The sequence below is a fragment of the Cedecea sp. FDAARGOS_727 genome, assembly GCF_012273235.1.
Classification (GTDB): Bacteria; Pseudomonadota; Gammaproteobacteria; order Enterobacterales; family Enterobacteriaceae; genus Cedecea; species Cedecea davisae.
In genome coordinates this window covers 2952005-2977634 of sequence record NZ_CP050966.1, presented here as the reverse complement: position 1 = coordinate 2977634, position 25630 = coordinate 2952005, and the positions used below count along the sequence as shown (strand labels likewise).

Sequence of the window (25630 nt, the reverse complement as noted above, 5' to 3'; positions counted from 1 at the left end):
GTGCCGATGGCTCTGCCACAACCCGAATACAGCCGCAATATGCGGCTTATCGGCCACAGCGACCAGGGTGGAAAGCCGGACGGCGTGCAGCTGATGGTGCATCGCGGTTACGCCTACATCGGGCATATGGTTTCCCAGGGCTTCTCGATTGTTGACGTGCGTGACCCGAAGCACCCAAAGGCGGCGGGCTTTGTGCCTGCCCCTCCGGGCACCTGGAACATTCATTTGCAGGCGCACGACGACCTGCTGCTGGTTATCAACGCCCGCGACCTGTTTGCCGACGTTCGCTTTGCCGATGAAAAGGTTTACTACACCAAATCGGTGGGTGAAACGGTACGTGACGTTCAGGGCAAGGGCTGGAGTGCCGGGCTGCGTATTTTTGATATCTCCACGCCGGATAAACCAAAAGAAATCAGCTTCCTGTCGCTTAGCGGCATCGGCATTCACCGCTGCTGGTACGTTGGCGGGCGCTGGGCTTATGTTTCGGCGCTGATCGACGGTTTTAGCGACTATATTTTCCTGACTATCGATCTTGCCGACCCGCGCAACCCGCAGGTGGCGGGCAACTGGTGGTTACCGGGGATGAATACCGCCGCGGGCGAGCAGCCGACCTGGCCGGAAGGCAAGCGCTATGCGCTGCACCACGCAATAATCAGCGGCGACACGGCGTATGCCAGCTGGCGCGACGGCGGCCTGACGCTGCTGGACGTTTCAGACCGCTCGCAGCCTCAGCTCATCAGCCACCGCAACTGGAGCCCGCCGTTTGGCGGCGGCACCCATACCGCGCTGCCGCTGCCGAACAGAGACTTGCTGGTGGTGCTGGACGAAGCGGTGCTGGACAATCAGGAAGACGGCGAGAAGCTTATCTGGCTGTTTGATATTCGCGACCCGGCGAATCCGGTCAGCATCTCGACTTTCCCGCAGCCGGACGAAATTGATTATGTGGCAAAAGGCGCGCACTTTGGGCCGCACAACCTTCACGAAAACCGACCGGGGAGCTTTATCAGCGACACGCTGATTTTTGCGACGTATCAAAACGCGGGCGTCAGGGCTTACGATATTTCCAATCCGTATCGCCCGGTAGAAACCGGAGCGCTGGTTCCGGCCGCGCCAGAGAAAATGATGGATACCCGGCCAGGACGACCGCGCATTATCCAGTCCTGCGATGTGTTTGTGGATGCAGAAGGGATTATTTACAGCACCGATTATAACGGCGGACTGTCGATTATTGAGTATTTGGGATAGCTTGCCCCTCACCCCGACCCTCTCCCCACAGGGGAGAGGGGGAAAAGGAAGGACCTCGCTGCGGGACTTAAAGCAACTCTTAAGCAGCGGATTATTGCGTGAACGGAATCACCTCTGGGTCTGCATAAACGGCTGTAACCAGTAGAGATAACCTCTACAAGCTCGGCTATGTCCCCGACGAACGCCCTCTTTCATTCCCTCTCCCTCCGGGAGAGGGTTAGGTGAGGGCCCGTAAGGGAAAAACTCAACCTTTCTGACGAACCCTGGCAATAAACTCCTCCACCGAATCCACCTGCCCGGCAATCAGAATCAGGAATTTACCCAGCTCTATTGCGTGGCTGATGCAGGCCAGACGGGTCGCTTCATCTTCAATGCTTTCAAGATCGCTAACGTGAGACAGGCCGACAGAGCGGCGGATAAGCTCGGTGCCGCAGAAACCTACCGCATCAATCCACACTTTTTGCAGGAATTGCTCGACGTAGCCTTCGGTTGCCAGCGCGGCGTCGCGGGTTTCACTGCGGGCCAGAACGGTGAAACGCTCTGTGAAGGTGAGCCACAGTTCCTGAATATCTTTCAGGCGCTGCTCGCGATGGCTTGCCGCATCGCGCGGGCCAAAATGCCCCGGTAGCGCGCAGTAGTTCAGCAGCAGGTTGCCAACGGCAGTGCCGATGTCGAAGCCAATCGGGCCAACGTATCCGAATTCGGCATCAATCGCCTTCAGGCTGCCTTCGGCGACGAAAATCGAGCCGCTGTGAATATCGCCGTGCAGCAGTGCCTCGGCGCTGGAGAAGAATTTATGTTTCAGCTGGGCTACCGCAAGCCTGAGCTCGCGGTCGTTGCGCAGGGCCGCGACCTGCGGCTCCAAATCCGCCGGATAATTATTACGCTCATGAACCTGATACGGATCGTTGAAGAACAGATCCTCGGTGATCTCGCACATTTCCGGGTTAATAAAACGCCCTACCAGCGCTTTTTTCGCGTGCGGATGCAGATAAAAGTCGGAGGTGTGGAACAGCGTTTTTGCGAGATAGTCGCCAAGCTGGCTCGCCGCCTGGGGGTAGTAAGCGCCCTTAACCAACTCGCCGCGCCAGATGCGATGGCTGGAGAGATCTTCCATCACCATCACCGCCAGCTCCGCGTCGTAATGCACCACATTTACCGTGTGCTCCGGGCTGTGCTGATAGTGTTCAACCAGGGTCTGCGCTTCAATACGCGCCCGGTCGAGAGTCAGCGGCCAGGACTCGCCCACGCAGCGCACATACGGCAGCGCCTGCTTGACGATAATCCGGCTAACGCCCTGGGTATCAAAGATTTTAAAGACCAGGTTGAGGTTGCCGTCGCCCACTTCCTGCGCGTCCACCAGCTCTGAGGGCGAAGCCAGCCCGCCAAACTGTTGAGCGTATGCCACTGCATCTGCGGCGTTAAAAGTGCGGTATTGCGACATGGCGAGCCTCTCAGAAAATAAAATTAAACAAGACGTTTGGACGTCTATACATCTGGAAGCCATGTTGGCACAATATGCTGCAACAACGCAACATGGAATTAACACACATGCAGAATTTAAAAACCACCAGCCTTGAAGTGAAGGATAGCCAGCTCTGGATCCTCGACCAGCAGGCGTTGCCGCAGCAAAAAAACTGGCTGGCCGCCCACACTGTAGAACAGCTGGTTGCCCATATTCATACCCTGAGCGTGCGCGGCGCGCCGCTCATCGGGCTGTCTGCCAGCCTGCTGCTGGCGCTGCTGGCGGAACAAGGTTTTTCAAAGCCGCAGCTTGCTGAAGCGCTGGAAACCCTCAGAGCCTCCCGCCCGACCGCCGTAAACCTGATGAACAATCTCGACCGCATGAAGCAGGCCCTGGCGCAGCACGACTTTGTTGCGGCGCTGGGTGAGGAAGCGCTGCGCCTGGTGGCGGAAGATAAAGTGCTGTGCGACAACATCGCTACCGCGGGCGCAACGCTTGTGAAGCCCGGCAGCCGCCTGCTGACCCACTGCAACACCGGCGGCCTGGCTACCGCAGGCGTGGGCACCGCGCTCGGCGTTATCCAGCGGGCCTTCAGCGAGGGCAATGTTGCCAATGTTTGGGTGGATGAGACTCGCCCGCTGTTACAGGGTGGCAGGCTTACCGCTTGGGAGCTTGGCGAGCTGGGTATCCCGTATCAGCTGATCTGCGACTCTATGGCTGCCAGCCTGATGGGGAAAAAACAGGTTGATGCTATTTGGGTGGGCGCAGACCGTATCGCGGCGAATGGCGATGTGGCAAACAAAATCGGCACCTACAGTCTGGCGGTGCTGGCGCATTACCACGGCATTCCGTTTTACGTTGCTGCCCCGCATACCACGCTGGACAGAAGCTGCCCGAATGGCGAAGCGATTCCTATCGAACAGCGTGCGGCAAGCGAGGTCACCGGCGTGACGGGAAGTTTTGGCAGCGTGCAGTGGGCGCCGGAAAACGCGACGGTTTATAACCCGGCGTTTGATGTCACTCCGGCTGAATTGATTAGCGGCTGGATTCTGGACACCGGCGTGGTGACGCCGGAACAGGTTCGGGATGGGGTATTTTTACCGCTGAAATAACCCCCCCTCATCCTGACCTGCTCCCCAAAGGGGAGAAGGGATAAAAGTACGGCAGCCCCACTCTTTTCCCCCTCTCCCTTCCAGGGAGAGGGCCGGGGTGAGGGTCAAATCACAAACTACGGCAGGCGCGGGTAAGCATCCGCAATCGCATCACCGGTAAAGTGAGCCACCCAGCCTTCCGGGTTATCGAAAATGCGGATCGCGGTAAAGTGCGGCTCGGAACCCATATCAAACCAGTGCGGCGTACCGGCCGGAACGGAGATCAAATCGTTTTTCTCGCACAGGATCTGATAGACACGGCCATCCAGATGCAGGCAGAACAGTCCTGCGCCCTCAACAAAGAAACGCACTTCATCTTCGCCGTGGGTATGCTCGGAGAGGAACTTGGTGCGCAGCACGTCTTTTTGCGGGTTATCGGCACGCAGGCTGATAACATCCCAGCTTTGGTAGCCCTTCTCTTCCACCAGTTTATCAATAGCGTGCTGATAGGCATTGATGACCGTTTCAGGCGTAGGGTTGGCTCCTAAATCCTGGTTCGCTTCCCAGCGCTCAAAACGCACGTCTTTAGCGTTTAGCTGATCGCGAATTTGCTCCGCATCCGTGCTGTGCCATACCGGCTCCTTTGCTTCGGTATCGGTAAAAATGGTTAATGCGCTCATGAAGAAAACGACTCCGGATTAATGTGGTCGAAACGGTTGACCTGGCGATGACTGCTGGCTTCGTCGGCCTCGCCGCGAATCAGCTGTACGGTATTCCAGCCCGCTTCCCGTGCGGCATCCAGCTCCTGGTGAATATCAGACAAGAACAGCAGCGCTTCGGGCGCAATGCCGGTCTGCTGCGCGATGTTGCGATAGGACTGCACTTCACGCTTGGCGCCGACATGGGTATCAAAGTATCCGCTAAACAAGCCGGTGATATCGCCGGCGTCGCTGTAGCCAAACAACAGCTTCTGCGCCGCCACCGAGCCGGACGAATAAACGTACAAATCAACACCCTGCTGCTTCCAGGCCTCCAGCGCGGGCAGAACGTCATCATAGAGATGGCCGGTGAAGTCACCATTCACGTAGCCATCCCGCCAGATTAAGCCCTGCAGCGCCTTCAGCGCGGTAGATTTACGATCTACATCCATGAAGCTAAATAATGTCTCAATCAGCCGGTCAATATCCGCCTGCGGTTCATTAATTTCCGTCCGCAGGTCGTTGAGGATTTCGCTAATCTCGTTGTGGTGCTCGCGCACATACCCGGCCAGCCGCTCGCGGGCGTAGGGAAAAAGGATGTTATGCACGAAGCGGATGTCGCTGGTGGTGCCTTCAATATCGGTAACAATGGCGCGGATCATTCTCTCTCCAGCCGTTAGCTCGGCTTTATGTTGGCAACGAGTGTCATTATTATTTAGACGTCTAAGCGTCTTGATTGCTAAATCTTAACATCGTGTTATAGTCCCGGCAACACAGGGAAACACACGCATCACGTTTAAGGTCGTAGAATAATGAGCCACTCCCCTTTGATTCCAGAAAGCAAACTGCCGGCACTCGGCACCACTATCTTTAGTCAGATGAGCGCGCTGGCGCAGCAACATAAGGCTATCAACCTTTCGCAGGGCTTCCCGGATTTTGACGGCCCACGCTATTTGCAAGAGCGCCTGGCGTATCACGTCAGCCAGGGCGCCAACCAGTACGCGCCGATGACCGGCGTGCAGGCGCTGCGCGAAGTCATTGCCGATAAAACTCAAAAACTTTACGGCCACAAACCTGATGCCAACAGCGACATCACCGTTACCGCTGGCGCAACCGAAGCGCTTTATGCCGCGATAACCGCTCTGGTTCGCCCTGGCGACGAAGTTATCTGTTTTGATCCGAGTTACGACAGCTACGCCCCGGCCGTAACGCTTTCCGGCGGCGTACTCAAACGTATTGCGCTCCAGCCGCCGCACTTCCGCGTTGACTGGCAGGAGTTTGCGGCGCTGCTTAGCCCGCGTACTCGCCTGGTTATTCTTAACACACCGCATAACCCGTCCGCTACCGTGTGGCATAAATGTGATTTTGCCGCGCTGTGGCAGGCCATTGAGCAGCATGAGGTTTATGTTCTCAGCGACGAGGTTTATGAGCATATTTGCTTCGATGAAGAAGGCCACGCCAGCGTGCTTGCTCATCCGCAGCTGCGCGAGCGCGCTATCGCCGTCTCTTCGTTCGGGAAAACCTTCCATATGACAGGCTGGAAGGTGGGTTATTGCGTGGCTCCGGCGGCGCTTAGCGCCGAGCTGCGCAAAGTGCACCAGTACCTGACGTTCGCAGTTAACACCCCGGCGCAGCTCGCCATTGCGGATATGCTGAACGCCGAGCCGGAGCACTATCAGGAATTGCCTGAGTTCTATCGCGCCCGCCGCAACCGCTTTATTGAAGCGTTAGCCGACAGCCGTTTTGAAATTCTGCCGTGCGAAGGCACCTACTTCCTGCTGGCGGACTACAGCGCAATTTCCGACCTGGATGACGTAAGTTTCTGCCAGTGGCTGACGAAGGAAGTGGGCGTGGCGGCAATCCCGCTTTCGGTATTCTGCGCGGACGCGTTCCCGCACAAGCTGATTCGCCTGTGCTTTGCCAAACAAGAAGCCACGCTTGATGCAGCGGCCGAGAGATTGTGCAGGGTTTGAGCCTGAATTCCCCGTCGCAGGACGGGGAAGATTAAAGCCCGAGAATTTCTTTGACGAATGGAATGGTGAGCTTGCGCTGGGCGGTGATTGAAGCGCGATCGAGCTGATCGAGCGTCATAAACAGAGTGCGCATTTCGCGGTCGAGGCGTTTAAGCAGAAAACGACCCACGTCTTCCGGCAGCTCAAAACCGCGCAGGCGGGCACGCAGCTGGAGCGCCTGTAATTTGTCGTTATCGGAAAGCGGCTGTAGCTTGTAGATTTGCCCCCAGTCGAGCCGCGAAGCCAGATCCGGTAATTGCAGATTTAACTGACGCGGAGGGCGATCGCCGGTGATCAGCAGGCGCGTTTTGCCGGACTCGAGAATGCGGTTATAAAGATTGAAGATCGCCATTTCCCACGGTTCATCCCCCGCCACGCATTCAATGTTATCGATGCACACCAGAGAAAGCTGTTCCATGCCGTCGAGCACTTCCGGTACGAACCAGGTGCGCTTATCCAGCGGCACATAGCCCACGGCTTCACCACGTTGGGAAAGCTCCGCGCACGCGGCATGAAGCAGATGGCTTCGCCCGCCACCTTCGCGCGACCAGAAATAGATATACCCGCTGTGATCCTGACGGAGAACCGCTTGCAGCGCGGCTAACAAAGAAGGGTTGTCGCCCGGCCAGAAACTCGCAAAGGTTTCATCGTCGGGAAGATAGAGTGGCAGTGAGAGCTGTGCCGGCGTATTCAGAAGTACCTCAACCATAACAGGCAGAAAATCGCGATGAGTCTACCACAGTTTTGGGGGTGGATAGAACCGGGCGAGGATCCGCCCGGTTTTAAGAGGATTACGACTGGGCGTCGTTCTCTTTGGCGTCCAGAACAACTTCTTCCGGGCGCAGGATGCTAATCAGCTTGAAGATCAGGCTCAGGCCCACGCCAACGATGGTCGCCAGCGCCATGCCCTTCAGTTCGGCCGCGCCGATGTGAACTTTCGCGCCGCTCACGCCGATAATCAGGATAACTGAAGTCAGGATCAGGTTTTGCGCTTTGCTGTAATCCACTTTGGACTCGATCAGCACACGAATACCGGACGCGCCGATCACTCCGTAAAGCAGCAGGGAAACGCCGCCCATAACCGGCACCGGGATAATTTGGATAGCCGCCGCCAGCTTGCCCACGCAGGAAAGCAGAATCGCGATGATCGCCGCGCCGCCGATAACCCAGGTGGAGTAAACGCGGGTGATGGCCATTACGCCAATGTTCTCGCCGTAGGTAGTGTTTGGCGTGGAGCCGAAGAAGCCGGAGAAAATGGTCGAGATGCCGTTAGCAAACATCGAGCGGTGAAGGCCCGGGTCGCGGATCAGGTCTTTTTTAACGATGTTGGCGGTCACCACCAGGTGGCCAACGTGCTCGGCAATCACCACCAGCGCGGCAGGCAGGATGGTGAAGATAGCGAACCATTCAAAACGCGGCGTGTAGAAGGTTGGCAGCGCGAACCAGTGCGCTTCGCGAATTGGAGTAACATCAACCACGCCCATCGCGAAGGAGAGCGCGTAGCCCGCCAGTACGCCGATAAGGATCGGGATAATCGCCATAAAGCCGCGGAACAGCACCGAGCCGAATACCGTTACCGCCAGCGTCACCAGCGAAATGATAATGGTGGTGGAATCAGGCGAACTACCTTCGGCCGGTAACAGGCCAGCCATGTTGGCTGCTACGCCAGCCAGCTCCAGACCGATGACGGCAACAATCGCGCCCATTGCCGCAGGCGGGAACATCACGTCCAGCCAGCCGGTGCCGGCTTTTTTCACAATCAGCGCCACGATGCAGAACAGCACGCCGCACATAATAAAGCCGCCCAGCGCCACTTCATAACCCAGCGGCAACAGCAGCAGCACGGGAGAGATAAACGCGAAGCTTGAGCCCAGGTAAGCCGGGATTTTACCTTTACAGATAAACAGATACAGCAGCGTGCCGAGGCCGTTAAACAGCAGCACCGTGGCCGGGTTAATGTGGAACAGAATCGGCACCAGGACCGTTGCGCCGAACATGGCAAACAGATGCTGAAGACTTAACGGAATCGTTTGCAATAAAGGTGGTCTTTCACTGACCCCGATAGCACGGCGTGTCATGTTGGTTTTCCTCTGAGTATGATTTTAGACGTACGGTGTTTGCTGAAATCAAAAAAAAGCCGACTTTCGAAGTCGGCTGCTTTTATTATTTAGTACCAAATATCTTGTCGCCCGCGTCGCCGAGGCCGGGAATAATGTACCCGTGCTCGTTCAGCCCCTGGTCGATAGAAGCGGTGAACAGCTCCACGTCCGGGTGGGCTTTTTCCAGCGCCGCGATGCCTTCCGGCGCGGCAACCAGAACCAGTACTTTAATGCTGGTGCAGCCCGCTTTTTTCAGCAGGTCGATAGTGGCAATCATGGAACCGCCGGTCGCCAGCATCGGGTCAACCACCAGCGCCATGCGCTCTTCTATATTAGAAACCAGCTTCTGGAAGTAAGGAACCGGCTGCAGGGTCTCTTCGTCACGGTAAACGCCCACCACGCTGATACGCGCGCTTGGTACGTTTTCCAGCACCCCTTCCATCATGCCAAGACCGGCACGCAGGATTGGCACTACGGTAATTTTCTTACCTTTGATCTGGTCGATTTCCACCGGGCCGTTCCAGCCTTCGATGGTGACCTTCTCGGTTTCCAGATCCGCAGTGGCTTCGTAAGTCAGCAGGCTGCCAACTTCTGAGGCGAGTTCACGAAAGCGCTTGGTGCTGATGTCTTGCTCACGCATCAGGCCCAGCTTGTGTTTGACGAGTGGGTGTTTCACTTCCACGATCTTCATACTCTTTCTCCCCCGAGATAGTTGGCTACCACAAAAAAAATCGCCGGATTATACCGCTTTTTTGCCGCTGCGCTACAGCTAATGGGATGATCGAGATCAACCGGACTGGAATGAGTCTATCTCAGGAATTCTTTTCTTGCCGATGATAAGAGGCTCGCAAACGTTTGCCTGCACTGTTAGAATTGCCGCGTTTTTTATTTTATGCCACCCGTGGGGAACGAGCAGTGACCGATAAAACCTCTCTCAGCTATAAAGATGCCGGTGTAGATATTGATGCTGGTAACGCTCTGGTCGACAGAATTAAAGGCGTAGTGAAAAAGACCCGCCGCCCGGAAGTGATGGGTGGACTGGGCGGTTTCGGTGCGCTGTGCGCGTTGCCTCAAAAATATCGCGAACCGGTTCTGGTTTCCGGCACCGACGGTGTGGGCACCAAGCTGCGTCTGGCAATGGACTTAAAGCGTCACGACGCTATCGGCATCGATCTTGTGGCGATGTGTGTTAACGACCTGGTGGTTCAGGGCGCCGAGCCGCTGTTCTTCCTCGACTACTACGCTACCGGCAAGCTGGACGTGGATACCGCCGCCAGCGTTATCACCGGCATCGCCGAGGGCTGCTTGCAGTCTGGCTGCTCGCTGGTAGGCGGCGAAACTGCCGAAATGCCAGGCATGTACCACGGTGAAGATTACGACGTCGCCGGGTTCTGCGTAGGCGTGGTTGAGAAGTCTGAAATCATCGACGGCTCCAAAGTGGCCGACGGCGACGTGCTGATTGCTCTGGGTTCAAGCGGCCCGCACTCTAACGGCTACTCTCTGGTGCGCAAAGTGCTGGAAGTCAGCGGTACCGATCCTCTGGCGACAGCGCTGGAAGGTAAACCGCTGGCGGACCACCTGCTGGAGCCTACCCGTATTTACGTGAAAAACATTCTTGAGCTGATTGAGCAGGTAGACGTGCACGCCATCGCCCACCTCACCGGCGGCGGTTTCTGGGAAAACATTCCGCGCGTGCTGCCGGACAATACTCAGGCCGTTATCACCGAATCCTCCTGGCAGTGGCCGGCGGTATTCAGCTGGTTACAGCAGGCCGGAAACATCAGCCGTCACGAGATGTACCGCACCTTTAACTGCGGCGTGGGCATGCTTATTGCGCTGCCTGCCGCCGAAGCTGATAAAGCGGTTGAGTTGATGCAGGCCAAAGGTGAAAAGGCGTGGAAAATCGGTATTATCAAAGCATCTGATTCCGAAGAGCGCGTGGTCATCGAGTAATGAAACACATCGTGGTGCTGATTTCCGGCAACGGAAGTAACCTGCAGGCCATTATTGACGCCTGCAAGCAGAAGAAGATAAACGGCACCATCAGCGCGGTGTTCAGTAACAAGGCCGAAGCCTTCGGCCTTGAACGCGCCCGCGAAGCCGGCATTGCTGCCCATGCTCTGGCGGCCAGCGAATTCGCCAGCCGTGAAGCGTTCGACCGCCAGTTGATGCAGGAAATAGACGCTTACGCACCGGACGTTGTGGTGCTGGCGGGCTATATGCGCATTCTTAGCCCGGCTTTTGTGGCTCGCTACAGCGGCCGCCTGCTCAACATCCACCCTTCACTGCTGCCGAAATACCCCGGCCTGCATACGCACCGCCAGGTGCTGGAAAACGGCGATGAAGAGCACGGCACGTCGGTGCACTTTGTTACCGATGAGCTGGACGGCGGGCCGGTTATTTTGCAGGCCAAGGTGCCGGTGTTTGAGGGAGATGACGAAGATGATGTTACCGCCCGCGTTCAGCACCAGGAGCACGCTATCTACCCTCTGGTCGTCAGCTGGTTCCTTGAAGACCGCCTGAAAATGCGCCACAACGCCGCGTGGCTGGACGGCGTACAGCTGCCCCCGCAGGGATACGCAGCAGAATAATGACGGTAAAAAGGGCTTCGGCCCTTTTTTTGTATTTATCTCTCATAAAGTTGTCATGGTCAGATGAGAGACTTTCATCTGCATAGTTGGACATTCTCCGCTAAAGCTCGCCATAATAACTGACGTGACGGTGACGGCATTGCCACGTCCACGAAAACGGAGTGTGAGGACTAATGGGTCAGGATAAGCTGTATATCGAAAAAGAACTGAGCTGGTTGTCTTTTAACGAACGCGTTCTGCAGGAAGCGGCGGACAAGCTCAACCCGTTGATTGAAAGGATGCGCTTTCTCGGCATCTATTCCAATAACCTCGATGAATTCTATAAAGTCCGCTTCGCCGAACTGAAACGGCGTATTTTGATCAGTGAAGAACAAGGTTCTCCCTCCAACCAGCGCCACCTGCTGAACAAGATCCAGTCCCGGGTGCTGAAAGCCGACCAGGAGTTCGACGGCCTGTACAATGATTTGCTGCTGGAGATGGCACGCAATCAAATCTTCCTGATTAACGAGCGCCAGCTTTCAGAAAACCAGCAAAGCTGGCTACGCAGCTACTTCAAACACCAGCTTCGCCCGCACATCACGCCGATTCTGATTAACCGCGACACCGACCTGGTGCAGTTCCTGAAGGACGATTACACCTATCTGGCGGTGGAGATTATTCGCGGCGACACCCTTCGCTATGCGCTGCTGGAAATTCCGTCGGACAAAGTCCCGCGCTTCGTGAACCTGCCGCCGGAAGCACCGCGCCGCCGCAAGCCGATGATCCTGCTGGATAACATCCTGCGCTATTGCCTCGACGATATCTTTAAAGGCTTCTTCGACTACGATGCGCTCAACGCCTACTCGATGAAGATGACGCGCGACGCCGAGTACGACCTGGTCACCGAGATGGAGTCCAGCCTGCTGGAGCTGATGTCTTCGAGCCTGAAGCAGCGCCTGACCGCCGAGCCGGTGCGTTTCGTTTACCAGCGCGACATGCCGGATGCGATGGTTGAAATGCTGCGCGATAAGCTGACCATTTCAAACTACGACTCGATTATCCCCGGCGGCCGTTACCACAATTTTAAAGACTTTATTGGCTTCCCGAACGTCGGCAAAGCTAACCTGGTGAACAAGCCGCTGCCGCGCCTGCGCCACATCGGGTTCGATAAATTCCGCAACGGGTTCGACGCAATTCGTGAACGCGACGTGCTGCTTTATTACCCGTACCACACGTTTGAACACGTCCTCGAACTGCTGCGTCAGGCTTCGTTCGACCCAAGCGTGCTGGCGATTAAAATCAATATTTACCGCGTGGCGAAAGACTCGCGCATTATTGATTCGATGATCCACGCCGCCCATAACGGCAAGAAAGTGACCGTGGTCGTTGAGCTACAGGCGCGTTTTGACGAAGAGGCCAACATCCATTGGGCCAAGCGCCTGACTGCCGCCGGAGTACACGTTATCTTCTCCGCGCCGGGGCTGAAAATTCACGCCAAGCTGTTCCTTATCTCGCGTATGGAAGGTGAAGAGATCGTGCGTTATGCGCACATCGGCACCGGCAACTTTAACGAGAAAACCGCGCGGCTTTATACCGACTACTCGCTGTTAACCGCCGACGCGCGCATTACCAATGAAGTGCGTCGGGTATTTAACTTTATCGAAAACCCTTATCGCCCGGTGACCTTCGATTATCTGCTGGTTTCGCCGCAAAACTCGCGCCGCCTGCTGTATGATTTGGTTGACCGTGAGATAGCTAACGCCCAGAAAGGTCAGCCGTCGGGAATAACGCTGAAGCTGAACAACCTGGTCGATAAAGGACTGGTTGACCGGCTGTATGCGGCATCCAGTTCCGGCGTGAAGGTAAACCTGCTGGTGCGCGGCATGTGTTCTCTGATTCCAGAACTGGAAGGCATCAGCGATAATATCCGCGTGATAAGCATCGTTGACCGTTATCTCGAGCACGACCGGGTGTATATCTTTGAAAACGGCGGCGACAAAAAAGTATTCCTGTCTTCCGCCGACTGGATGACCCGTAACATCGATTATCGTATTGAAGTAGCCGTCCCGGTCCTCGATCCGCGTCTTAAGCAGCGTATGCTTGATATCATTGATATCCAGCTAAATGACACTGTAAAAGCGCGCATCATCGACAAAGAACTGAGTAATCGCTATGTGCCGCGCGGCAACCGCCGTAAGGTGCGTTCTCAATTAGCGATCTACGATTATATTAAATCTCTGGAACAACCTGACTAACGCTCTCAGGCGAAGATAAATTATGCCGATATCAAACCATGCTCCACGGCCGCAGGAGTTCGCTGCGGTCGACCTCGGCTCGAACAGTTTCCACATGGTAATAGCCCGTGTGGTGGATGGCGCCATGCAAATCATTGGCCGCCTGAAACAACGCGTGCACCTCGCGGACGGCCTCGGCCCTGATAATAAGTTAAGTGAGGAGGCCATGGAGCGTGGGCTTTCCTGTCTGGCGCTGTTTGCCGAACGTCTGCAGGGATTTGCAGCCGACAACGTGTGCATTGTGGGCACCCACTCGCTGCGCGAGGCCACCAACGCCGCCGAGTTTCTGAAACGTGCTGAGAAAGTTATCCCCTACCCGATTGAAATCATTCCCGGGAACGAGGAAGCGCGCCTGATTTTTATGGGCGTGGAACACACTCAGCCGGAGCGCGGCCGCAAGCTGGTTATTGATATCGGCGGCGGCTCTACCGAGCTGGTTATCGGCGAAGATTTTGAGCCAATGCTGGTCGAAAGCCGCCGTATGGGCTGCGTCAGCTTTGCGCAAAACTTCTTCCCGGGCGGCGCTATCAGCCCGGAAAGCTTTAAGCGCGCGCGTCTGGCGGCCATCCAGAAGCTGGAAACCCTCTCCTGGCAGTATCGTCTGCAAGGGTGGAAAGTGGCGCTTGGCGCGTCCGGCTCGATTAAAGCCGCTCATGAAGTGCTTATCGAGATGGGTGAAAAAGACGGGATGATCACCCCGGAACGCCTGGAGATGCTGCAACAGGAAGTGCTGAAGTTTAAAACCTTCGACTCGCTAAGCCTGCCGGGACTCTCCGAAGAGCGTAAAGCGGTGTTTGTGCCGGGGCTGGCGATTTTATGCGGCGTGTTTGACGCGCTGGCTATCCGCGAGCTGCGTCTTTCAGACGGCGCGCTGCGCGAAGGCGTGCTGTACGAAATGGAAGGCCGCTTCCGCCACCAGGATATCCGTATTCGCACCGCGCAAAGCCTGGCGGAGCAGTACCACATCGACAGCGACCAGGCCCGCCGGGTGCTTGAAACCGTCGAACTGCTTTACCAGCAGTGGGAAACGCAGAACAAGAAGCTGGCTAACCCGCAGATGACCGCCCTGCTGAAATGGGCCGCGATGCTGCACGAGGTTGGGTTGAGCATCAACCACAGCGGCATGCACCGCCACTCGGCCTATATTCTGCAAAACAGCAACCTGCCCGGCTTCAACCAGGAGCAGCAGATGCTGATGGCTTCCCTGGTTCGCTATCACCGCAAGGCGATTAAGCTTGACGATTTGCCGCGCTTTACGCTGTTTAAAAAGAAACAGTTCCTGCCGCTAATCCAGGTTATCCGTCTTGCCACGCTGCTCAATAACCAGCGCCAGGCAACGACCACGCCGCCGACGCTGGTGCTGGAAACCGACGACAACCACTGGACGCTGCGCTTCCCGCACGACTGGTTTAGCCAGAACACGCTGGTGCAGCTCGACCTGGAGCGTGAGCAGCAGTACTGGGAAAGCATGACCGGATGGAAGCTCATTATTGAAGAAGAGGCCGCTCCGGCCCTCTCCGCCTGATAATTACTCCAGCCCCTTCGCGCCAGACGGTGCGGAGGGCGCTGCTTCTTCCACCAGACTTTCCAGCGTCTGTGGGCGGCCAATTAAATAGCCCTGAACGTAATCAATGCCCATAGCCCGCACCGCCTCTTTAAGCTCCTCGGTTTCGACGTACTCGGCCACCACCTGCATCTTCTTCATTCGCGCCAGCTGGCATATCGAACTGACCACCTGATAGTCGAGGCTGCTGGTCAAAATATTGCGGATAAAGCTACCGTCAATTTTCAGGATATCGGCGCTCAGCTCCTTGAGACGCGCATAGCTTGCGTAGCCGGTGCCGAAGTCGTCTATAGCCACCCGGCAGCCCATTCTTTGCAGCATTTTTAGCGTCAGGTTCGCCTGCTCGAGGTTGGTTAACGAGTGGCTTTCGGTTATCTCAAACACCAATTGCCACGGCTCAATTTGGTACTTCGTCAGCAGATGCTGGATTTCTGTAGGCAGTTGAGCCTGGCAAACCGAAGCCGGAGTCAGGTTAATGGCAAGCCTGCAGCCCGGCAGGCTTGACCGATGCAGGTCCATAAACTGCAGCGCGGAGTTAAGCACCCACTGGTCAATGCGCGATGAAAGGCCAAATTCGTGGGCAACCGGCAGGAACAGATCCGGGGAAAGCATCTCGCCTTTATCCCCACGCATTCTCAACAGCACTTCGTGATAGACATCGCCGCGCAGCCCTTCGATACGCTGCGCCATCAGCACAAAGAGATTGTTATCCAGCGCGCTTTGCAGCCGGTTCATCATCTCTACTTTGCGCTTCACCGCATTCTGCACATGATTCGAGCCTTTCTGTTGCAGGCTTTCAGGGTGCTGGGTGGAGAGCGAAAGCCCCGCCATCGTGCTGAGCTCGCCAAGCAGCAGGTAGAGATGGGACACCGGGTGGCGCACAAAGCAATAGCTAAGGCCGACCTGTGGCTGAAGCGGCATACCATCCCAGATAAAGCGGAACCGCTTTACATGCTCATAAATGGACTCGATTTTATCCTGATGAGACTCATAGTTGAGCCGCAGGGCAAGATCGTGCCCGGAAAGGTTATAAACCTTCTCGCCCGGCGCCAGTTCGTTGCGCAGAAACTCCGCCAGCTGCTGCTTATACTGAATGCGCAGCAGCACGCCATAGTTGCGCCCAAGCAGCTCCAGTTCGGGGATAGAGATAAGGCCCAGCGCCGACCAGGGGTAATTCCCAAGGTCGCGACACAGGGCGCGCAGGTTCGGCATTTGCATCATCGGGTCAATAAAGGCAACTCGCCGGGCTTTATGATGCAAAAAACGCTGGCGAGTAGTCACCGCAGCCATCAAATAAATAGTGATGGAGAAGACCGCATAGCAGGATGAGGCTATAGCCAGATGCAGCTGGAACCCCATATCCGGCGGGAGATAATTATGGAACCCGCTGCACAGAATAATCAGGACAATTGTCCAGATATTGGTAATAAACAGGAAGCCAAAGCGCATCGCCCCCCACAACATAACCGGCAGGATCAGCGTCAGGGTATAGTCGGTATTAAATATCGTTTTGCTTTGGCTAATAGGGAACAGCAGCAGCCAAATAAGCAGGCTGACGGCCGCCACCCAAAGCACTGTTTCGCTCCGGGTAACGCCCTTTTGCCGCTGAGCCATCATTCGTGACCAGAAACTTTTGGTAAATCGCGGGTTAACAATCATCCGCAAAATAAAATAGAAGAACGGCAGCCCGGTTAATCCCCCGACTAATACAGCCTGAAAATTAATTAATGTTCGTGCGCTCCACGGCGTGGCTGAAAGAATGGAAAATGCCGTGTCATACCAGCCTAAAAATAACCCAAATTCATAAAGTATGAGAAACAGAGAAGCATTAACCAGCACCAGCCAAAACATACGCTGGGCGGTAAATTGCAGCGTGCCAAAGGCTACCGAACTGCGCCGCGGCACAAAATAGAGGTAGCAGCGCCAGCTAATCACTATCGGCACCAAAAAATGTAATACCGCCAGCAGCGCTATCCAGCTTCCCTGAGAAGGGAAGTAGCGAATTATTAGCGCAAGGATAATGCCGGGAAATGCCGCGCGCCCAAACAGCACGACAAATGCGGTCAGCAGCGGCAATGACATATACAGCAGGAACACCCGCGCACCGTCCATCACCGTTTGCGCGTTGAAGGTTGCGGCCAGGGGCAGCAGCAGGCTCGGCAGAATTAAGGGCAACGCCCACCATTTATTTTTCGTTTTGTTATACCAGGTCGCTAATTGCATACTTCTTCGCCAGAATTCCTGTTCCTCTTCAGGTCTCTCCCCGGAGATCCAACCCGGGATGTTATTGCCATATTGCTACGGCGCGGAGAGCAAATTTTAGTTAGCTAACATCAATGATAATTGATGCATATCAGTATCGAACACTCGAACAACGCGTGAAGGAAAAATTTGAACTAAAGCCCCATCAGCTTAGCTTACAATAGCGCCTGCCAATGCCCATTAACTGCCCGGAATTTAGCGGTTGACCTACTTTTACGCGCTGAAGAATTGACCTCGCTTGCTCAGTGTGACTAAATAACCGCGTCGCCCGCAGTTGCCGGGCCAATCCTAAGGACCCTTGCGTGACACAGGTTACGACTATGCAAAGACGAAACCGTTTTAATAATCGCATGACCCGCATCATTCTGCTCATCAGTTTTCTGTTCTTTTTTGGTCGCTTTATTTATTCCTCTATTGGCGCCTGGTATCACCATCAGGATAAAAAAGTAGAGGCACAGCAAAGCAGCCAGCAGGTTGATAGCGCTAACCGCTAGTTGTTACCCCCTCCCTTTGCGGCACATGCCCGGCAAAAGATACCCGACGCTCAGTTGTTCAAAAATGCTTATTCCGGCGACCGACGGCCCCATCGGCTTGACCTAAGGTTAACTTGAGGTCGTAAAGTTGCGCCATTGAAAACAGCAACATGAGCGATTTATGAAAAATATTGATGTCGGCTTCACCCACGTCGCCTTTATGGTGAAAGATCTTGATAAGAGCATCGATTTTTACCTCCGCTACACCGCAATGAAGGTTATCCACCAGCGCGAGCCAGACCTGCCGGACGCACGTAAAGTCGCCTGGCTGAGCGACCGTACCCGCCCCTTTGCGCTGGTACTGGTTCAGGCGGATAACCACACCGACACGCCGCTCGGCGGATTTGGCCACCTGGGCGTAGCCTGCGCCACCCAACAAGAGATTGACCAGAAAACCGAAATGGCGAGAGCCGAAGGTGTCCTGCGCAGAGAGCCTGAACAGCTCGGCGACCCGGTTGGCTATTTTGTTTTCTTCGCCGACCCAGACGGCAACACGCTCGAACTCTCTTACGGCCAGCGCGTGGGCATTGAGTCTATGTAGCCTATTCAGGGCGGTAACTGTACCGCCCAAATCCTGCTCTTTTAGCCGCCCAACTTCGGCCGCTGAACGCCCTTCTCGCTAAATCATTTTCTGTTCTAAGCATAGCAATTTATATTCCTACCAGCTTTAGCGGCGACGATTTACTCTCTGCCAAATTAATCGGCAAATTGGCATCAGTGGTTGGCTAAATGAGTGGAAGATCCTCAGTTTATTTAAATGAAGAGCAGCGGGAATTCGTGCATAAATTGCAGCGCTCCTGGCTATGGCGCACGGAGCTGCCGACCTGGCTGCTGATTATTACTATTTATGGCGGCTGGTTTGCCACGGTAGCCTGGTGGAAAACCCTCGGTTTATTCCCGGCCACGCTGCTGCTCATCTGGTTCAGCACCTGGTACATGTCATTGCAGCACGAGCTGCTGCACGGCCATCCGACTCGTTTCAAACGGCTGAACCAGCTGTTTGGGCTGCTGCCGTTTTCTATCTGGTATCCTTACGGTACCTACCGCGACCTGCATCTCAAGCATCACCAGGATGAAGATTTAACCGTGCCGGAAACCGACCCGGAGAGTTATTACTTTACCCGCCGCCGCTGGCAGCACTTTAGCGGCGTTCAGCGCGTGCTTGTGCGCCTGCGCAACACCTTCCCCGGCCGCCTGTTATTAACGCCGATACTCACCATGCGCTGGACGGTGCTCAATATCCTGGAGTCATTTCGCAGCGGCAACCGCCCGGCCATCGCCATGTGGATAGTACACCTGGTTCTGCTGGTTCCGGTACTCGGCTGGCTGGTACAGCACGATTTTTCGGTCATCTATTATCTGCTGGCCATCACCTGGCCCATGCTGGCGATGACCAAAGTTCGCTCCTTCTTCGAACACCGCGCCGCTGAAGACCCGGAAGCGCGCACCGTAATTAACGAAGCCGGGATGTTCTGGAGACTGCTGTTCCTGAATCTCAATTATCACTCGGTACACCACGACCTGCCACGCGTGCCGTGGTACGGCCTGCCGACGGTTTACCGTGCCTATAAAGAGGAATACCTGAAACGTAATCAGGGCTTCTTTGTGAACGGCTACGGCGAGCTGATGCGCGAGCACCTGATTAAACCGATCAAGGTTGAAATTAACCCGTTCTTCCCGGACGGACGCCTGGCACAGGACACTTTGCAGCAGGAGAAAGCCCATGAGTAAGCTGATTTCCCTGCCGATGTACGATGTGCATCACCCGGATACGGAAGCGTTGCTGGGGGCATTGCGCCAGTTACTGAAAGAGGAGGAGCTGGAAGGCAGCAAGCTGCTCTATAGCGAGCCGGAAGACTGCCTTGCCCACTGGCAGAAGCCGGAGCTACTGCTAAGCCAGACCTGCGGCTACCCGTTACGCACTCTGCTCCCGGATGTTCAGGTCGTTGGCACGTTTCATTACCGCGCCACGGGCTGCGACGGCTTCAACTACAGCAGTCTGCTGGTCGTTCGGGAGGCTGACGCCGACAAAACGCTTCAGGACTTCCGCAACAAGCGGGTGATTTGCAACAGCGAAGACTCGCAGTCCGGCTACCACACGCTGCGTAGCCTGGTGGCTCCGCTACAAAAGGATGGGCGATTCTTCTCAGAAATTACGTTTAGCGGCAGCCACCGGCAGTCTATGGCCGAAGTGAAAGCCGGTGCGGGGGATATCGCAGCTATTGACGCGGTAACGTGGGCGTTGGTCAGCCAGCACGAACCAGAACGAGTTCAGGGTCTTGCCGTCATCGGCACGACATCAAGGGTTCCTGGCCTGCCGATGATAACTTCGGCGCAGACTTCCGCGGAGGATTTGGCTGCGTTACGCCGGGCGCTGAAGCGGCTGGTGAGCGAGCCAGAATGGCGTGAGATCCGCGAAGCGCTGCTGATTACAGACTTTAGCATGACCCATCGCGATGACTATCAGCCTATTAGCGATGCCGCGCAGAAGGCTGCCGCGAGTGGATTAGTGACGCTTTAGGTTATTGGGCTTTACCTTTTCCCCCAGAGAACCGTGCCGCGCTTCAAAACCACAGTCATGCTGAACATCACTGTTGCTTCCGTCTCACAGCCACGCCCTTGTTCCCGGCTCTCATCGCCCCCGGTTATGACCCAACTCAGGCGGGGTTGAGCTGCCGGGAGCAGCGAAAGAGGGCGATCGTCGGGAACGAATCGCGAACGACCACGAATGTTTGGGTGATAACCGGCGGGTTTACCGCTTCAGCGGCGATGAGCTCGCCGGGCGCCGGGGGTTGTCAGGGGGCATGGCGTAATGCCACCTGACACGTTCACCGGCCCGGTGACTACATATAAATATGGACTTGAGGTGAACGGAACCTCATCCAATCCTTCATAGACAATATTTGTGACTAAGAACCAGAGTCCTTATCACCCACGCCTGAACTGATTCACCACCGGCGGCAATCCCAGCTTCTCACGCAGCGTTCCCGGGCGGTAGGCCTGCTGCATCACGCCGCTTTTCTTCAGGAGTGGTACAACCTGGTCGATAAAGTTATCAAAATCGACCGGCAGGAACGGGAACATCAGGTTATAGCCATCAACCGCTCCGGCGTGGAATGCCTCGCTTAGCGTGGCGGCAACTTCTTCCGCCGTGCCGATCACCAGCCAGCTGTCCGAGCTTTGAAGCAGCAATCTTCCCAGTTCCAGCACCGTCAGCTTCGGATCGTAGCCTTTGATTATCTGCAAAGCGGTTCGCAACCCGTCGAAGCCGTTCTCTTCCGGCAACGGCGGCAGCGGGGAATGCGGATCGTACTCGCTAAGATCCATCCTCAGGTAAGTTCCCAGCAGATCCAACGCCATGCCGTCGTTCATCAGTTGCTGAATAAGCTGCTGCCGCTGTTCTTTTTCTTCCGGGCTATTCACCACCACCGGCAGCACGCCGCCGAGGATCTTGAAGTGCTCCGGAGAACGCCCCAGCTCGCGCAGCCGCCTGTCCATATCCGCGCGATACGCCAGGCCCTTCTCAATATTGCTCATAAAGACAAAGTGGATATCTGCCTGAGCGGCGGCCAGCTGCTTGCCGGACTCGGAAGACCCCGCCTGCACCACAATCGGGTGACCCTGGGGCGGGCGCGGCACGTTAAGCGGCCCGCGTACCTTAAAGAATTTGCCTTCATAGTTCAGGGGATGCACACGCTCGGGGTTCGCAAAGAAGCCGGTCTGCTTATCTATCAGCACCGCATCATCTTCCCAGGAATCCCACAGCTTGCGCACCACCTCGATAAACTCGGCCGCACGCTCGTAGCGCCTGCCGTGCTCCGGCAGCGTGTTCAGCCCATAGTTAGCGGCCTCTTCCGGCAGCCAGGACGTGACGACGTTCCAGCTGGCACGCCCCTCGCTCAGAAAGTCCAGCGAGGCAAAATAGCGCGCCAGGTTATACGGCTCGGTATAGGAAGTTGAGGCGGTAGCCATCAGGCCGATGTTTTCGGTCGTGGCCGCCAGCGCTGCCAGCAACGTAATCGGCTCCAGGCGCGGGTTGGCATAATGCGGGATGCCGCTCGGCACCGTATCCCAGATGGCTACGTGATCGGCAATAAAAATATTGTCGAGCGTTGCGGCCTCGGCTTTACGCGCCAGCTCGGTGTAATACTTCAGGCTGTAAATTTCTTTGCCGGGAGCCTCCGGGTGCCGCCATGAAAAGCGGTAGTCGCCCTGAGGGTTAAAGAAGAACAGGTTAAAAATGGCGGTAGCTTGCGACATGTCGGAATACTCGTAGTGAAATGGCCCTCCCTGGCCGGGGACTCTTTATTTAGCGGCCAGTTTTTCTTTTACCCACTGGTCGGCAACTTTAGCCGGATCTTTATGATCGACATCCACCAGCTTGTTCAGCTGGATTAAATCTTTGGTGGTTAACTTAGCGGAGATGTTATTAAGAATTTCTTCGACCTTCGGCGAAACGGAGCCTTTATGGATCAGCGGCACCAGGTTTTGCGCAGGCTGTTCGTGCTTGTCATCTTCCAGCACAACCCATTTTTCCTTCAGCAGGTCGCCCTGGGTAGAAACCAGCGTGGCGACGTCAATCTTGCCGGAATTCAGCGCCAGGCGGCTCAGCGGGCCACCGATATCCAGCGACTTGAAGGATTTGAATTTAATGCCGTACACGCGCTCCAGGCCCGGCAGGCCGAGGGCTCGAGTGGCGACTTCTGGCGGGCCGCCAACCACCAGCTCAGGTGCGACTTTCGCCAGGTCGGACAGCGTTTTCAGATTATATTTTTTAGCCGTTTCTTCACGCACGCCCCACGCGGTAATAGACGCGGCCGGAGAAGGATTCAGCAGCACCAGGTCAGCTGGCAGCGCCTGCTTCAGCTCGTCCGAAACTTCCTGCTCGGTGGTCGCCTTGCTGCCGCCGTGATAGTAGTTAAGCAACGCGCCAAGGTATTCAGGCACCACGTCCAGCTCGCCGGTTTTCAGCGCCGGAATAATGATTTCGCGGTTGCCGAGGTTCAGGCGGGTTTTCACATCTATGCCCTGGTGCTTCAGCGCGCTGGCGTAGATATTGGCCAACACCGTTTGCTCAGAGTAGTTCGCCCCGCCGATGGTGACGGTTTCCGCATGAGCGGCGAAGCCAGCGCTTGCCAGCCCGGCGGCCAGTAAAGTAACCCGGAAGCCCCTGCCTGCTGTGGATAACCAGTTTTTTATCATCATAACCCTTCTCTCTTTTATGTTGTGTTGTGCGCAGGTCTTAGCCTGCCGTTGGCACTGCAAAATTGAACCAGCGCTTCGCCGCCTGCGACATCAGCAGTTCGCAGCCAATCGCCAGCAGCGAGATAACAACCGAACCGGCGATAACCTGGGGGTAATCACGCTGGCCCAGGCCATCGATAAGAAAGCGCCCTAAGCCATCCAGCCCGGCATAGGCCGCCACCACCGCAGTGGCGATAAGCTGCAATAGCGAGGTACGGATCCCGGCAAAAATCAGCGGCATCGCCAGCGGAATGCGCACTTTCAGCAGACTTTGCAGCGGCGTCATGCCCATGGCTTTGGCGGCATCGCACAGCGTTTGATCCGCATGGCTAATGCCGACGTAGGTATTGGTCAGCATCGGCGGGATAGCCAGCGCCACCAGGGCGATAAACACCGGCACATCGTTAAAACCGAGCAGCATGATGCACAGCAAAATAATCCCCAGCGAAGGGAACGCCTGCCCGATATTAAACAGGTTGATCGCCAGGAAGCCGCCGCGCCGCCAGTAGCCGAACAGGATGCCGAGCGGCTGGGCGATGAGCGCCCCAATAACGAGGCTAATCAGCACGTAATAAAGATGCTCCGCGAAGCGATGCCAGATGCCCAGCTCGCCGCTCCAGTGGTCGCCCTGCAGGAACCACAGCCAGGTCTCATGGAGAATATTCATCAGCGCGTCCACCCGGTCAGGCTGTACCCAAGGCGGGTTATGAGCAGGTCAAGAAACAGCGACAGCACCAGGCTTAGCGCCAGGCTGACGAGGATCGGCGTCAAAAAGTTTTGGTTAAACCCAAGGATCATCAACTGCCCCAGCCCGCCCTGGCCGATAAGCGCGGTAACGATAACCAGCCCCACCAGCGTGACCGAAGCAATGCGCAGCCCGGCAAACAGCGCGGGCAGGATCAGAAACAGTTCAACCTCAATAAAGCGGCCAAAGCGCGTATAGCCGAGCGCCCTCCCGGATTCCAGTACGTCCGCTGGCAGCTCCTGCATACCCGCCAGCACGTTACGCAGCAGGATCAGCAGGGAATAGAGCGTAAGGCCAATTACCGCCGTGGTAATCGACAGCCCGGTCCACGGCAGCAGCAAAATAAAAAGCGCCAGCGAAGGGATGGTAAACAGCACGCCGCTCAGCGAGATCAGCGGCCCGGCAAGCGCGGGCCAGGCAATGGAAAGCAGCAGCATAATCGCGGTCAGCACCGTGCCCATCGCCAGCGACAGCAGCACCATCTGCAAATGTTGCAGCATCAGCTCGCCGATCATGTCCAGATTGTCGGTCACCCATTGCCAGTCAATCATTGCGGTGCAGCTCCTGGTGGCGGTTAAGCGCGTCGCTCAGAACGCCGCTATCGATAGCGCCCGCGTAGTGGCCTTCCGCCGTCACGCGCACCAGCACGCCCTGCGGCACGTCCAGCAATGTGCTGTAAACATGGCGCAGCGACTGCCCTTCTTCGGCAATACGCACCGCCGCCTGCTGCCCGTTTTCCTGCCAGTGCAGCGGCCGTTTTTCAGCGTCCAGCACCAAAGCTCGCTGCTGGCCGAGTAGCGGATGCTCGCCGGATAGCGGCACGCCATCGTGAGTGAGAACCGGCACGTCGTGGCGCGGCAGGTCGCCGACCCTCATCATACCGAGGCGTTTGAGGTTCGGTTCCGGGCCGATGAAGTCGCGCACAAAGTCGCTGGCGGGCCAGGAGAGAATATTGTCCGGGGTATCAAACTGAGCCAGATGCCCGCCCTCGCGGAAGATAGCGATGCGGTCGCCGAGCCGAATGGCTTCGTTGATGTCGTGAGTCACCAGAATAATGGTTTTGTGCAGCCGGGCCTGAAGCTCCAGCAGGTCGCCCTGCAACTTGTCCCGCACCACCGGGTCGATGGCGGCAAAAGGCTCGTCCATCAGCAAAATTGGCGGGTCCGCCGCCAGCGCGCGGGCAATAGAGACGCGGCTTTGCTGCCCGCCGGAAAGCTGGTGCGGGTAACGCTTGAGCACTAAAGGATTGAGCGACATCAGCGCCACCAGCTCGTCAATGCGCCGGGCAATCGCACGTTTGTCCCAGCCCAACAGGCGCGGCACGGTGGCAATATTTTCCGCTACGGTACGATGGGGGAACAGCGCCGGGCTTTGCATCACAAAGCCAATCTTGCGGCGAATTTGAATAATGTCGGCGCTGGAGAGCGGCTGACCCTGGATATAGACCTCGCCGCTGTCCGGAATGTCCAGCCGGTTAATCATCCTCAGGGTGGTGGTTTTCCCGCAGCCGCTGGGCCCAACGAAGGTGCAAAACTCCCCTTCGTTAATCGTCATATTCAGCGAATTGATTGCGTGCTGCACATTGCCCGGATAGATCTTATTGATGTTTTCTAGTTGAATCATGATGCTTCTGAACTTCCTCATACCGCGCAATCGAAGCCTGACGCGCTTATACGTTTCAGCACACTTTGGGGCAGTATTGCAGAGTCAAATGCGTTCACAAATTCAACATGATGCTAAGAATTGCCGGAAAATAACTATATCTCGAAAGACAATTACACTTATAAAAACAAAGGATTAATTATTTA

23 protein-coding genes are annotated in these 25630 nt (G+C 56.1%); 11 read left to right on the top strand and 12 right to left on the bottom strand.

Annotated features, from left to right (window positions below):
- The first annotated feature begins 6 nt into the window (after positions 1–6).
- Positions 7–1245 carry an LVIVD repeat-containing protein gene (locus FOC35_RS14145; protein ID WP_172569231.1) on the top strand — a complete coding sequence of 413 codons (1239 nt, stop codon included), beginning with the start codon at positions 7–9 and terminating at the stop codon, positions 1243–1245.
- A gap of 244 nt (positions 1246–1489) precedes the next feature.
- On the opposite strand, the gene mtnK is transcribed toward FOC35_RS14145, so the two are convergent.
- Complete coding sequence (gene mtnK, locus FOC35_RS14140; protein ID WP_172569230.1) at positions 1490–2689, bottom strand: S-methyl-5-thioribose kinase; 1200 nt, start codon at positions 2687–2689, stop codon at positions 1490–1492.
- A 107-nt stretch (positions 2690–2796) separates the two neighbouring features.
- Here mtnK and mtnA point away from each other — a divergent pair, with 107 nt between their 5' ends.
- Entirely contained in the window at positions 2797–3822 is a 1026-nt protein-coding gene (mtnA, locus tag FOC35_RS14135; RefSeq protein ID WP_172569229.1) for an S-methyl-5-thioribose-1-phosphate isomerase, read from the top strand.
- A 116-nt stretch (positions 3823–3938) separates the two neighbouring features.
- On the opposite strand, the gene FOC35_RS14130 is transcribed toward mtnA, so the two are convergent.
- Together FOC35_RS14130 and mtnC are read right to left on the bottom strand one after the other, a co-directional pair.
- Positions 3939–4481, bottom strand: a complete 543-nt coding sequence (locus FOC35_RS14130) for an acireductone dioxygenase (protein WP_172569228.1) — start codon at positions 4479–4481, stop codon at positions 3939–3941.
- Positions 4478–5161, bottom strand: a complete 684-nt coding sequence (gene mtnC / locus FOC35_RS14125; RefSeq protein WP_016537695.1) for an acireductone synthase — start codon at positions 5159–5161, stop codon at positions 4478–4480. Before mtnC ends, FOC35_RS14130 begins: the two co-directional genes overlap by 4 nt.
- A 150-nt stretch (positions 5162–5311) precedes the next feature.
- Here mtnC and FOC35_RS14120 point away from each other — a divergent pair, with 150 nt between their 5' ends.
- Positions 5312–6472, top strand: a complete 1161-nt coding sequence (locus tag FOC35_RS14120) for a pyridoxal phosphate-dependent aminotransferase (RefSeq protein ID WP_172569227.1) — start codon at positions 5312–5314, stop codon at positions 6470–6472.
- Between the two features lie 31 nt (positions 6473–6503).
- On the opposite strand, the gene FOC35_RS14115 is transcribed toward FOC35_RS14120, so the two are convergent.
- The 3 genes from FOC35_RS14115 to upp form a co-directional block, all read right to left on the bottom strand.
- On the bottom strand, positions 6504–7205 hold the full coding sequence (locus FOC35_RS14115) for a DnaA inactivator Hda (protein WP_216845789.1): 702 nt from the start codon (positions 7203–7205) through the stop codon (positions 6504–6506).
- A gap of 97 nt (positions 7206–7302) precedes the next feature.
- Complete coding sequence (uraA, locus tag FOC35_RS14110; RefSeq protein WP_039898604.1) at positions 7303–8589, bottom strand: uracil permease; 1287 nt, start codon at positions 8587–8589, stop codon at positions 7303–7305.
- An 85-nt stretch (positions 8590–8674) separates the two neighbouring features.
- Positions 8675–9301, bottom strand: a complete 627-nt coding sequence (upp, locus tag FOC35_RS14105) for a uracil phosphoribosyltransferase (protein ID WP_016537699.1) — start codon at positions 9299–9301, stop codon at positions 8675–8677.
- Between the two features lie 224 nt (positions 9302–9525).
- Here upp and purM point away from each other — a divergent pair, with 224 nt between their 5' ends.
- The 4 genes from purM to ppx all read left to right on the top strand — a co-directional run bounded on the left by purM (position 9526) and on the right by ppx (position 14999).
- On the top strand, positions 9526–10563 hold the full coding sequence (gene purM, locus FOC35_RS14100) for a phosphoribosylformylglycinamidine cyclo-ligase (RefSeq protein WP_172569226.1): 1038 nt from the start codon (positions 9526–9528) through the stop codon (positions 10561–10563).
- Positions 10563–11201: a phosphoribosylglycinamide formyltransferase gene (purN, locus tag FOC35_RS14095; RefSeq protein ID WP_016537701.1), complete on the top strand. Its 639-nt coding sequence runs from the start codon at positions 10563–10565 to the stop codon at positions 11199–11201. Before purM ends, purN begins: the two co-directional genes overlap by 1 nt.
- Positions 11202–11374: 173 nt before the next feature.
- Entirely contained in the window at positions 11375–13435 is a 2061-nt protein-coding gene (gene ppk1 / locus FOC35_RS14090; protein ID WP_172569225.1) for a polyphosphate kinase 1, read from the top strand.
- A 22-nt stretch (positions 13436–13457) separates the two neighbouring features.
- The gene (gene ppx / locus FOC35_RS14085; RefSeq protein WP_016537703.1) at positions 13458–14999 is read left to right on the top strand and encodes an exopolyphosphatase; all 1542 of its coding nucleotides are present in this window, start codon (positions 13458–13460) and stop codon (positions 14997–14999) included.
- 3 nt (positions 15000–15002) lie between these two features.
- Here ppx and FOC35_RS14080 read toward each other — a convergent pair whose 3' ends face one another.
- On the bottom strand, positions 15003–17261 hold the full coding sequence (locus FOC35_RS14080; RefSeq protein ID WP_172569224.1) for an EAL domain-containing protein: 2259 nt from the start codon (positions 17259–17261) through the stop codon (positions 15003–15005).
- Positions 17262–17602: 341 nt separating this feature from the next.
- Here FOC35_RS14080 and FOC35_RS14075 point away from each other — a divergent pair, with 341 nt between their 5' ends.
- From FOC35_RS14075 to FOC35_RS14060, 4 genes are all read left to right on the top strand, one after another.
- On the top strand, positions 17603–17794 hold the full coding sequence (locus tag FOC35_RS14075; RefSeq protein WP_071704107.1) for a YfgG family protein: 192 nt from the start codon (positions 17603–17605) through the stop codon (positions 17792–17794).
- Positions 17795–17954: 160 nt separating this feature from the next.
- A complete protein-coding gene (locus FOC35_RS14070; protein ID WP_172569223.1) occupies positions 17955–18374 on the top strand; it encodes a VOC family protein in 420 nt (139 codons plus the stop codon).
- A 188-nt stretch (positions 18375–18562) separates the two neighbouring features.
- A complete protein-coding gene (locus FOC35_RS14065; protein WP_172569222.1) occupies positions 18563–19564 on the top strand; it encodes a fatty acid desaturase in 1002 nt (333 codons plus the stop codon).
- The gene (locus FOC35_RS14060) at positions 19557–20354 is read left to right on the top strand and encodes a phosphate/phosphite/phosphonate ABC transporter substrate-binding protein (RefSeq protein WP_172569221.1); all 798 of its coding nucleotides are present in this window, start codon (positions 19557–19559) and stop codon (positions 20352–20354) included. The genes FOC35_RS14065 and FOC35_RS14060 overlap by 8 nt, the downstream gene beginning before the upstream one ends.
- Positions 20355–20761: 407 nt before the next feature.
- Here the strand turns inward: FOC35_RS14060 and FOC35_RS14055 are convergent, their stop codons facing one another.
- From FOC35_RS14055 to FOC35_RS14035, 5 genes are read right to left on the bottom strand one after another with little or no spacing between them, the layout of a single operon-like run.
- Positions 20762–22093, bottom strand: a complete 1332-nt coding sequence (locus tag FOC35_RS14055) for an NtaA/DmoA family FMN-dependent monooxygenase (protein WP_172569220.1) — start codon at positions 22091–22093, stop codon at positions 20762–20764.
- Between the two features lie 45 nt (positions 22094–22138).
- On the bottom strand, positions 22139–23038 hold the full coding sequence (locus FOC35_RS14050) for an ABC transporter substrate-binding protein (RefSeq protein ID WP_016537711.1): 900 nt from the start codon (positions 23036–23038) through the stop codon (positions 22139–22141).
- A gap of 37 nt (positions 23039–23075) precedes the next feature.
- Positions 23076–23744: an ABC transporter permease gene (locus FOC35_RS14045; RefSeq protein ID WP_172569219.1), complete on the bottom strand. Its 669-nt coding sequence runs from the start codon at positions 23742–23744 to the stop codon at positions 23076–23078.
- Positions 23744–24373 carry an ABC transporter permease gene (locus FOC35_RS14040; RefSeq protein WP_172569218.1) on the bottom strand — a complete coding sequence of 210 codons (630 nt, stop codon included), beginning with the start codon at positions 24371–24373 and terminating at the stop codon, positions 23744–23746. The genes FOC35_RS14045 and FOC35_RS14040 overlap by 1 nt, the downstream gene beginning before the upstream one ends.
- Positions 24366–25445, bottom strand: coding sequence for an ABC transporter ATP-binding protein (locus FOC35_RS14035; protein WP_039898610.1), 1080 nt, complete (start codon positions 25443–25445; stop codon positions 24366–24368). The genes FOC35_RS14040 and FOC35_RS14035 overlap by 8 nt, the downstream gene beginning before the upstream one ends.
- Between the last annotated feature and the right edge of the window lie 185 nt (positions 25446–25630).

Excerpts from the sequence above, each read along its gene's own strand:
- FOC35_RS14050 (WP_016537711.1), bottom strand. The coding sequence starts at position 23,038 with ATGATGATAAAAAACTGGTTATCCACAGCAGGCAGGGGCTTCCGGGTT.
- purN (WP_016537701.1), top strand. The coding sequence starts at position 10,563 with ATGAAACACATCGTGGTGCTGATTTCCGGCAACGGAAGTAACCTGCAG.
- FOC35_RS14060 (WP_172569221.1), top strand. The coding sequence starts at position 19,557 with ATGAGTAAGCTGATTTCCCTGCCGATGTACGATGTGCATCACCCGGAT.
- mtnA (WP_172569229.1), top strand. The coding sequence starts at position 2,797 with ATGCAGAATTTAAAAACCACCAGCCTTGAAGTGAAGGATAGCCAGCTC.
- ppk1 (WP_172569225.1), top strand. The coding sequence starts at position 11,375 with ATGGGTCAGGATAAGCTGTATATCGAAAAAGAACTGAGCTGGTTGTCT.
- FOC35_RS14070 (WP_172569223.1), top strand. The coding sequence starts at position 17,955 with ATGAAAAATATTGATGTCGGCTTCACCCACGTCGCCTTTATGGTGAAA.
- mtnC (WP_016537695.1), bottom strand. The coding sequence starts at position 5,161 with ATGATCCGCGCCATTGTTACCGATATTGAAGGCACCACCAGCGACATC.
- FOC35_RS14055 (WP_172569220.1), bottom strand. The coding sequence starts at position 22,093 with ATGTCGCAAGCTACCGCCATTTTTAACCTGTTCTTCTTTAACCCTCAG.
- FOC35_RS14045 (WP_172569219.1), bottom strand. The coding sequence starts at position 23,744 with ATGAATATTCTCCATGAGACCTGGCTGTGGTTCCTGCAGGGCGACCAC.
- FOC35_RS14080 (WP_172569224.1), bottom strand. The coding sequence starts at position 17,261 with ATGCAATTAGCGACCTGGTATAACAAAACGAAAAATAAATGGTGGGCG.
- FOC35_RS14130 (WP_172569228.1), bottom strand. The coding sequence starts at position 4,481 with ATGAGCGCATTAACCATTTTTACCGATACCGAAGCAAAGGAGCCGGTA.
- FOC35_RS14035 (WP_039898610.1), bottom strand. The coding sequence starts at position 25,445 with ATGATTCAACTAGAAAACATCAATAAGATCTATCCGGGCAATGTGCAG.
- upp (WP_016537699.1), bottom strand. The coding sequence starts at position 9,301 with ATGAAGATCGTGGAAGTGAAACACCCACTCGTCAAACACAAGCTGGGC.
- FOC35_RS14040 (WP_172569218.1), bottom strand. The coding sequence starts at position 24,373 with ATGATTGACTGGCAATGGGTGACCGACAATCTGGACATGATCGGCGAG.
- FOC35_RS14145 (WP_172569231.1), top strand. The coding sequence starts at position 7 with ATGGCTCTGCCACAACCCGAATACAGCCGCAATATGCGGCTTATCGGC.
- mtnK (WP_172569230.1), bottom strand. The coding sequence starts at position 2,689 with ATGTCGCAATACCGCACTTTTAACGCCGCAGATGCAGTGGCATACGCT.
- uraA (WP_039898604.1), bottom strand. The coding sequence starts at position 8,589 with ATGACACGCCGTGCTATCGGGGTCAGTGAAAGACCACCTTTATTGCAA.
- ppx (WP_016537703.1), top strand. The coding sequence starts at position 13,458 with ATGCCGATATCAAACCATGCTCCACGGCCGCAGGAGTTCGCTGCGGTC.
- FOC35_RS14120 (WP_172569227.1), top strand. The coding sequence starts at position 5,312 with ATGAGCCACTCCCCTTTGATTCCAGAAAGCAAACTGCCGGCACTCGGC.
- FOC35_RS14065 (WP_172569222.1), top strand. The coding sequence starts at position 18,563 with ATGAGTGGAAGATCCTCAGTTTATTTAAATGAAGAGCAGCGGGAATTC.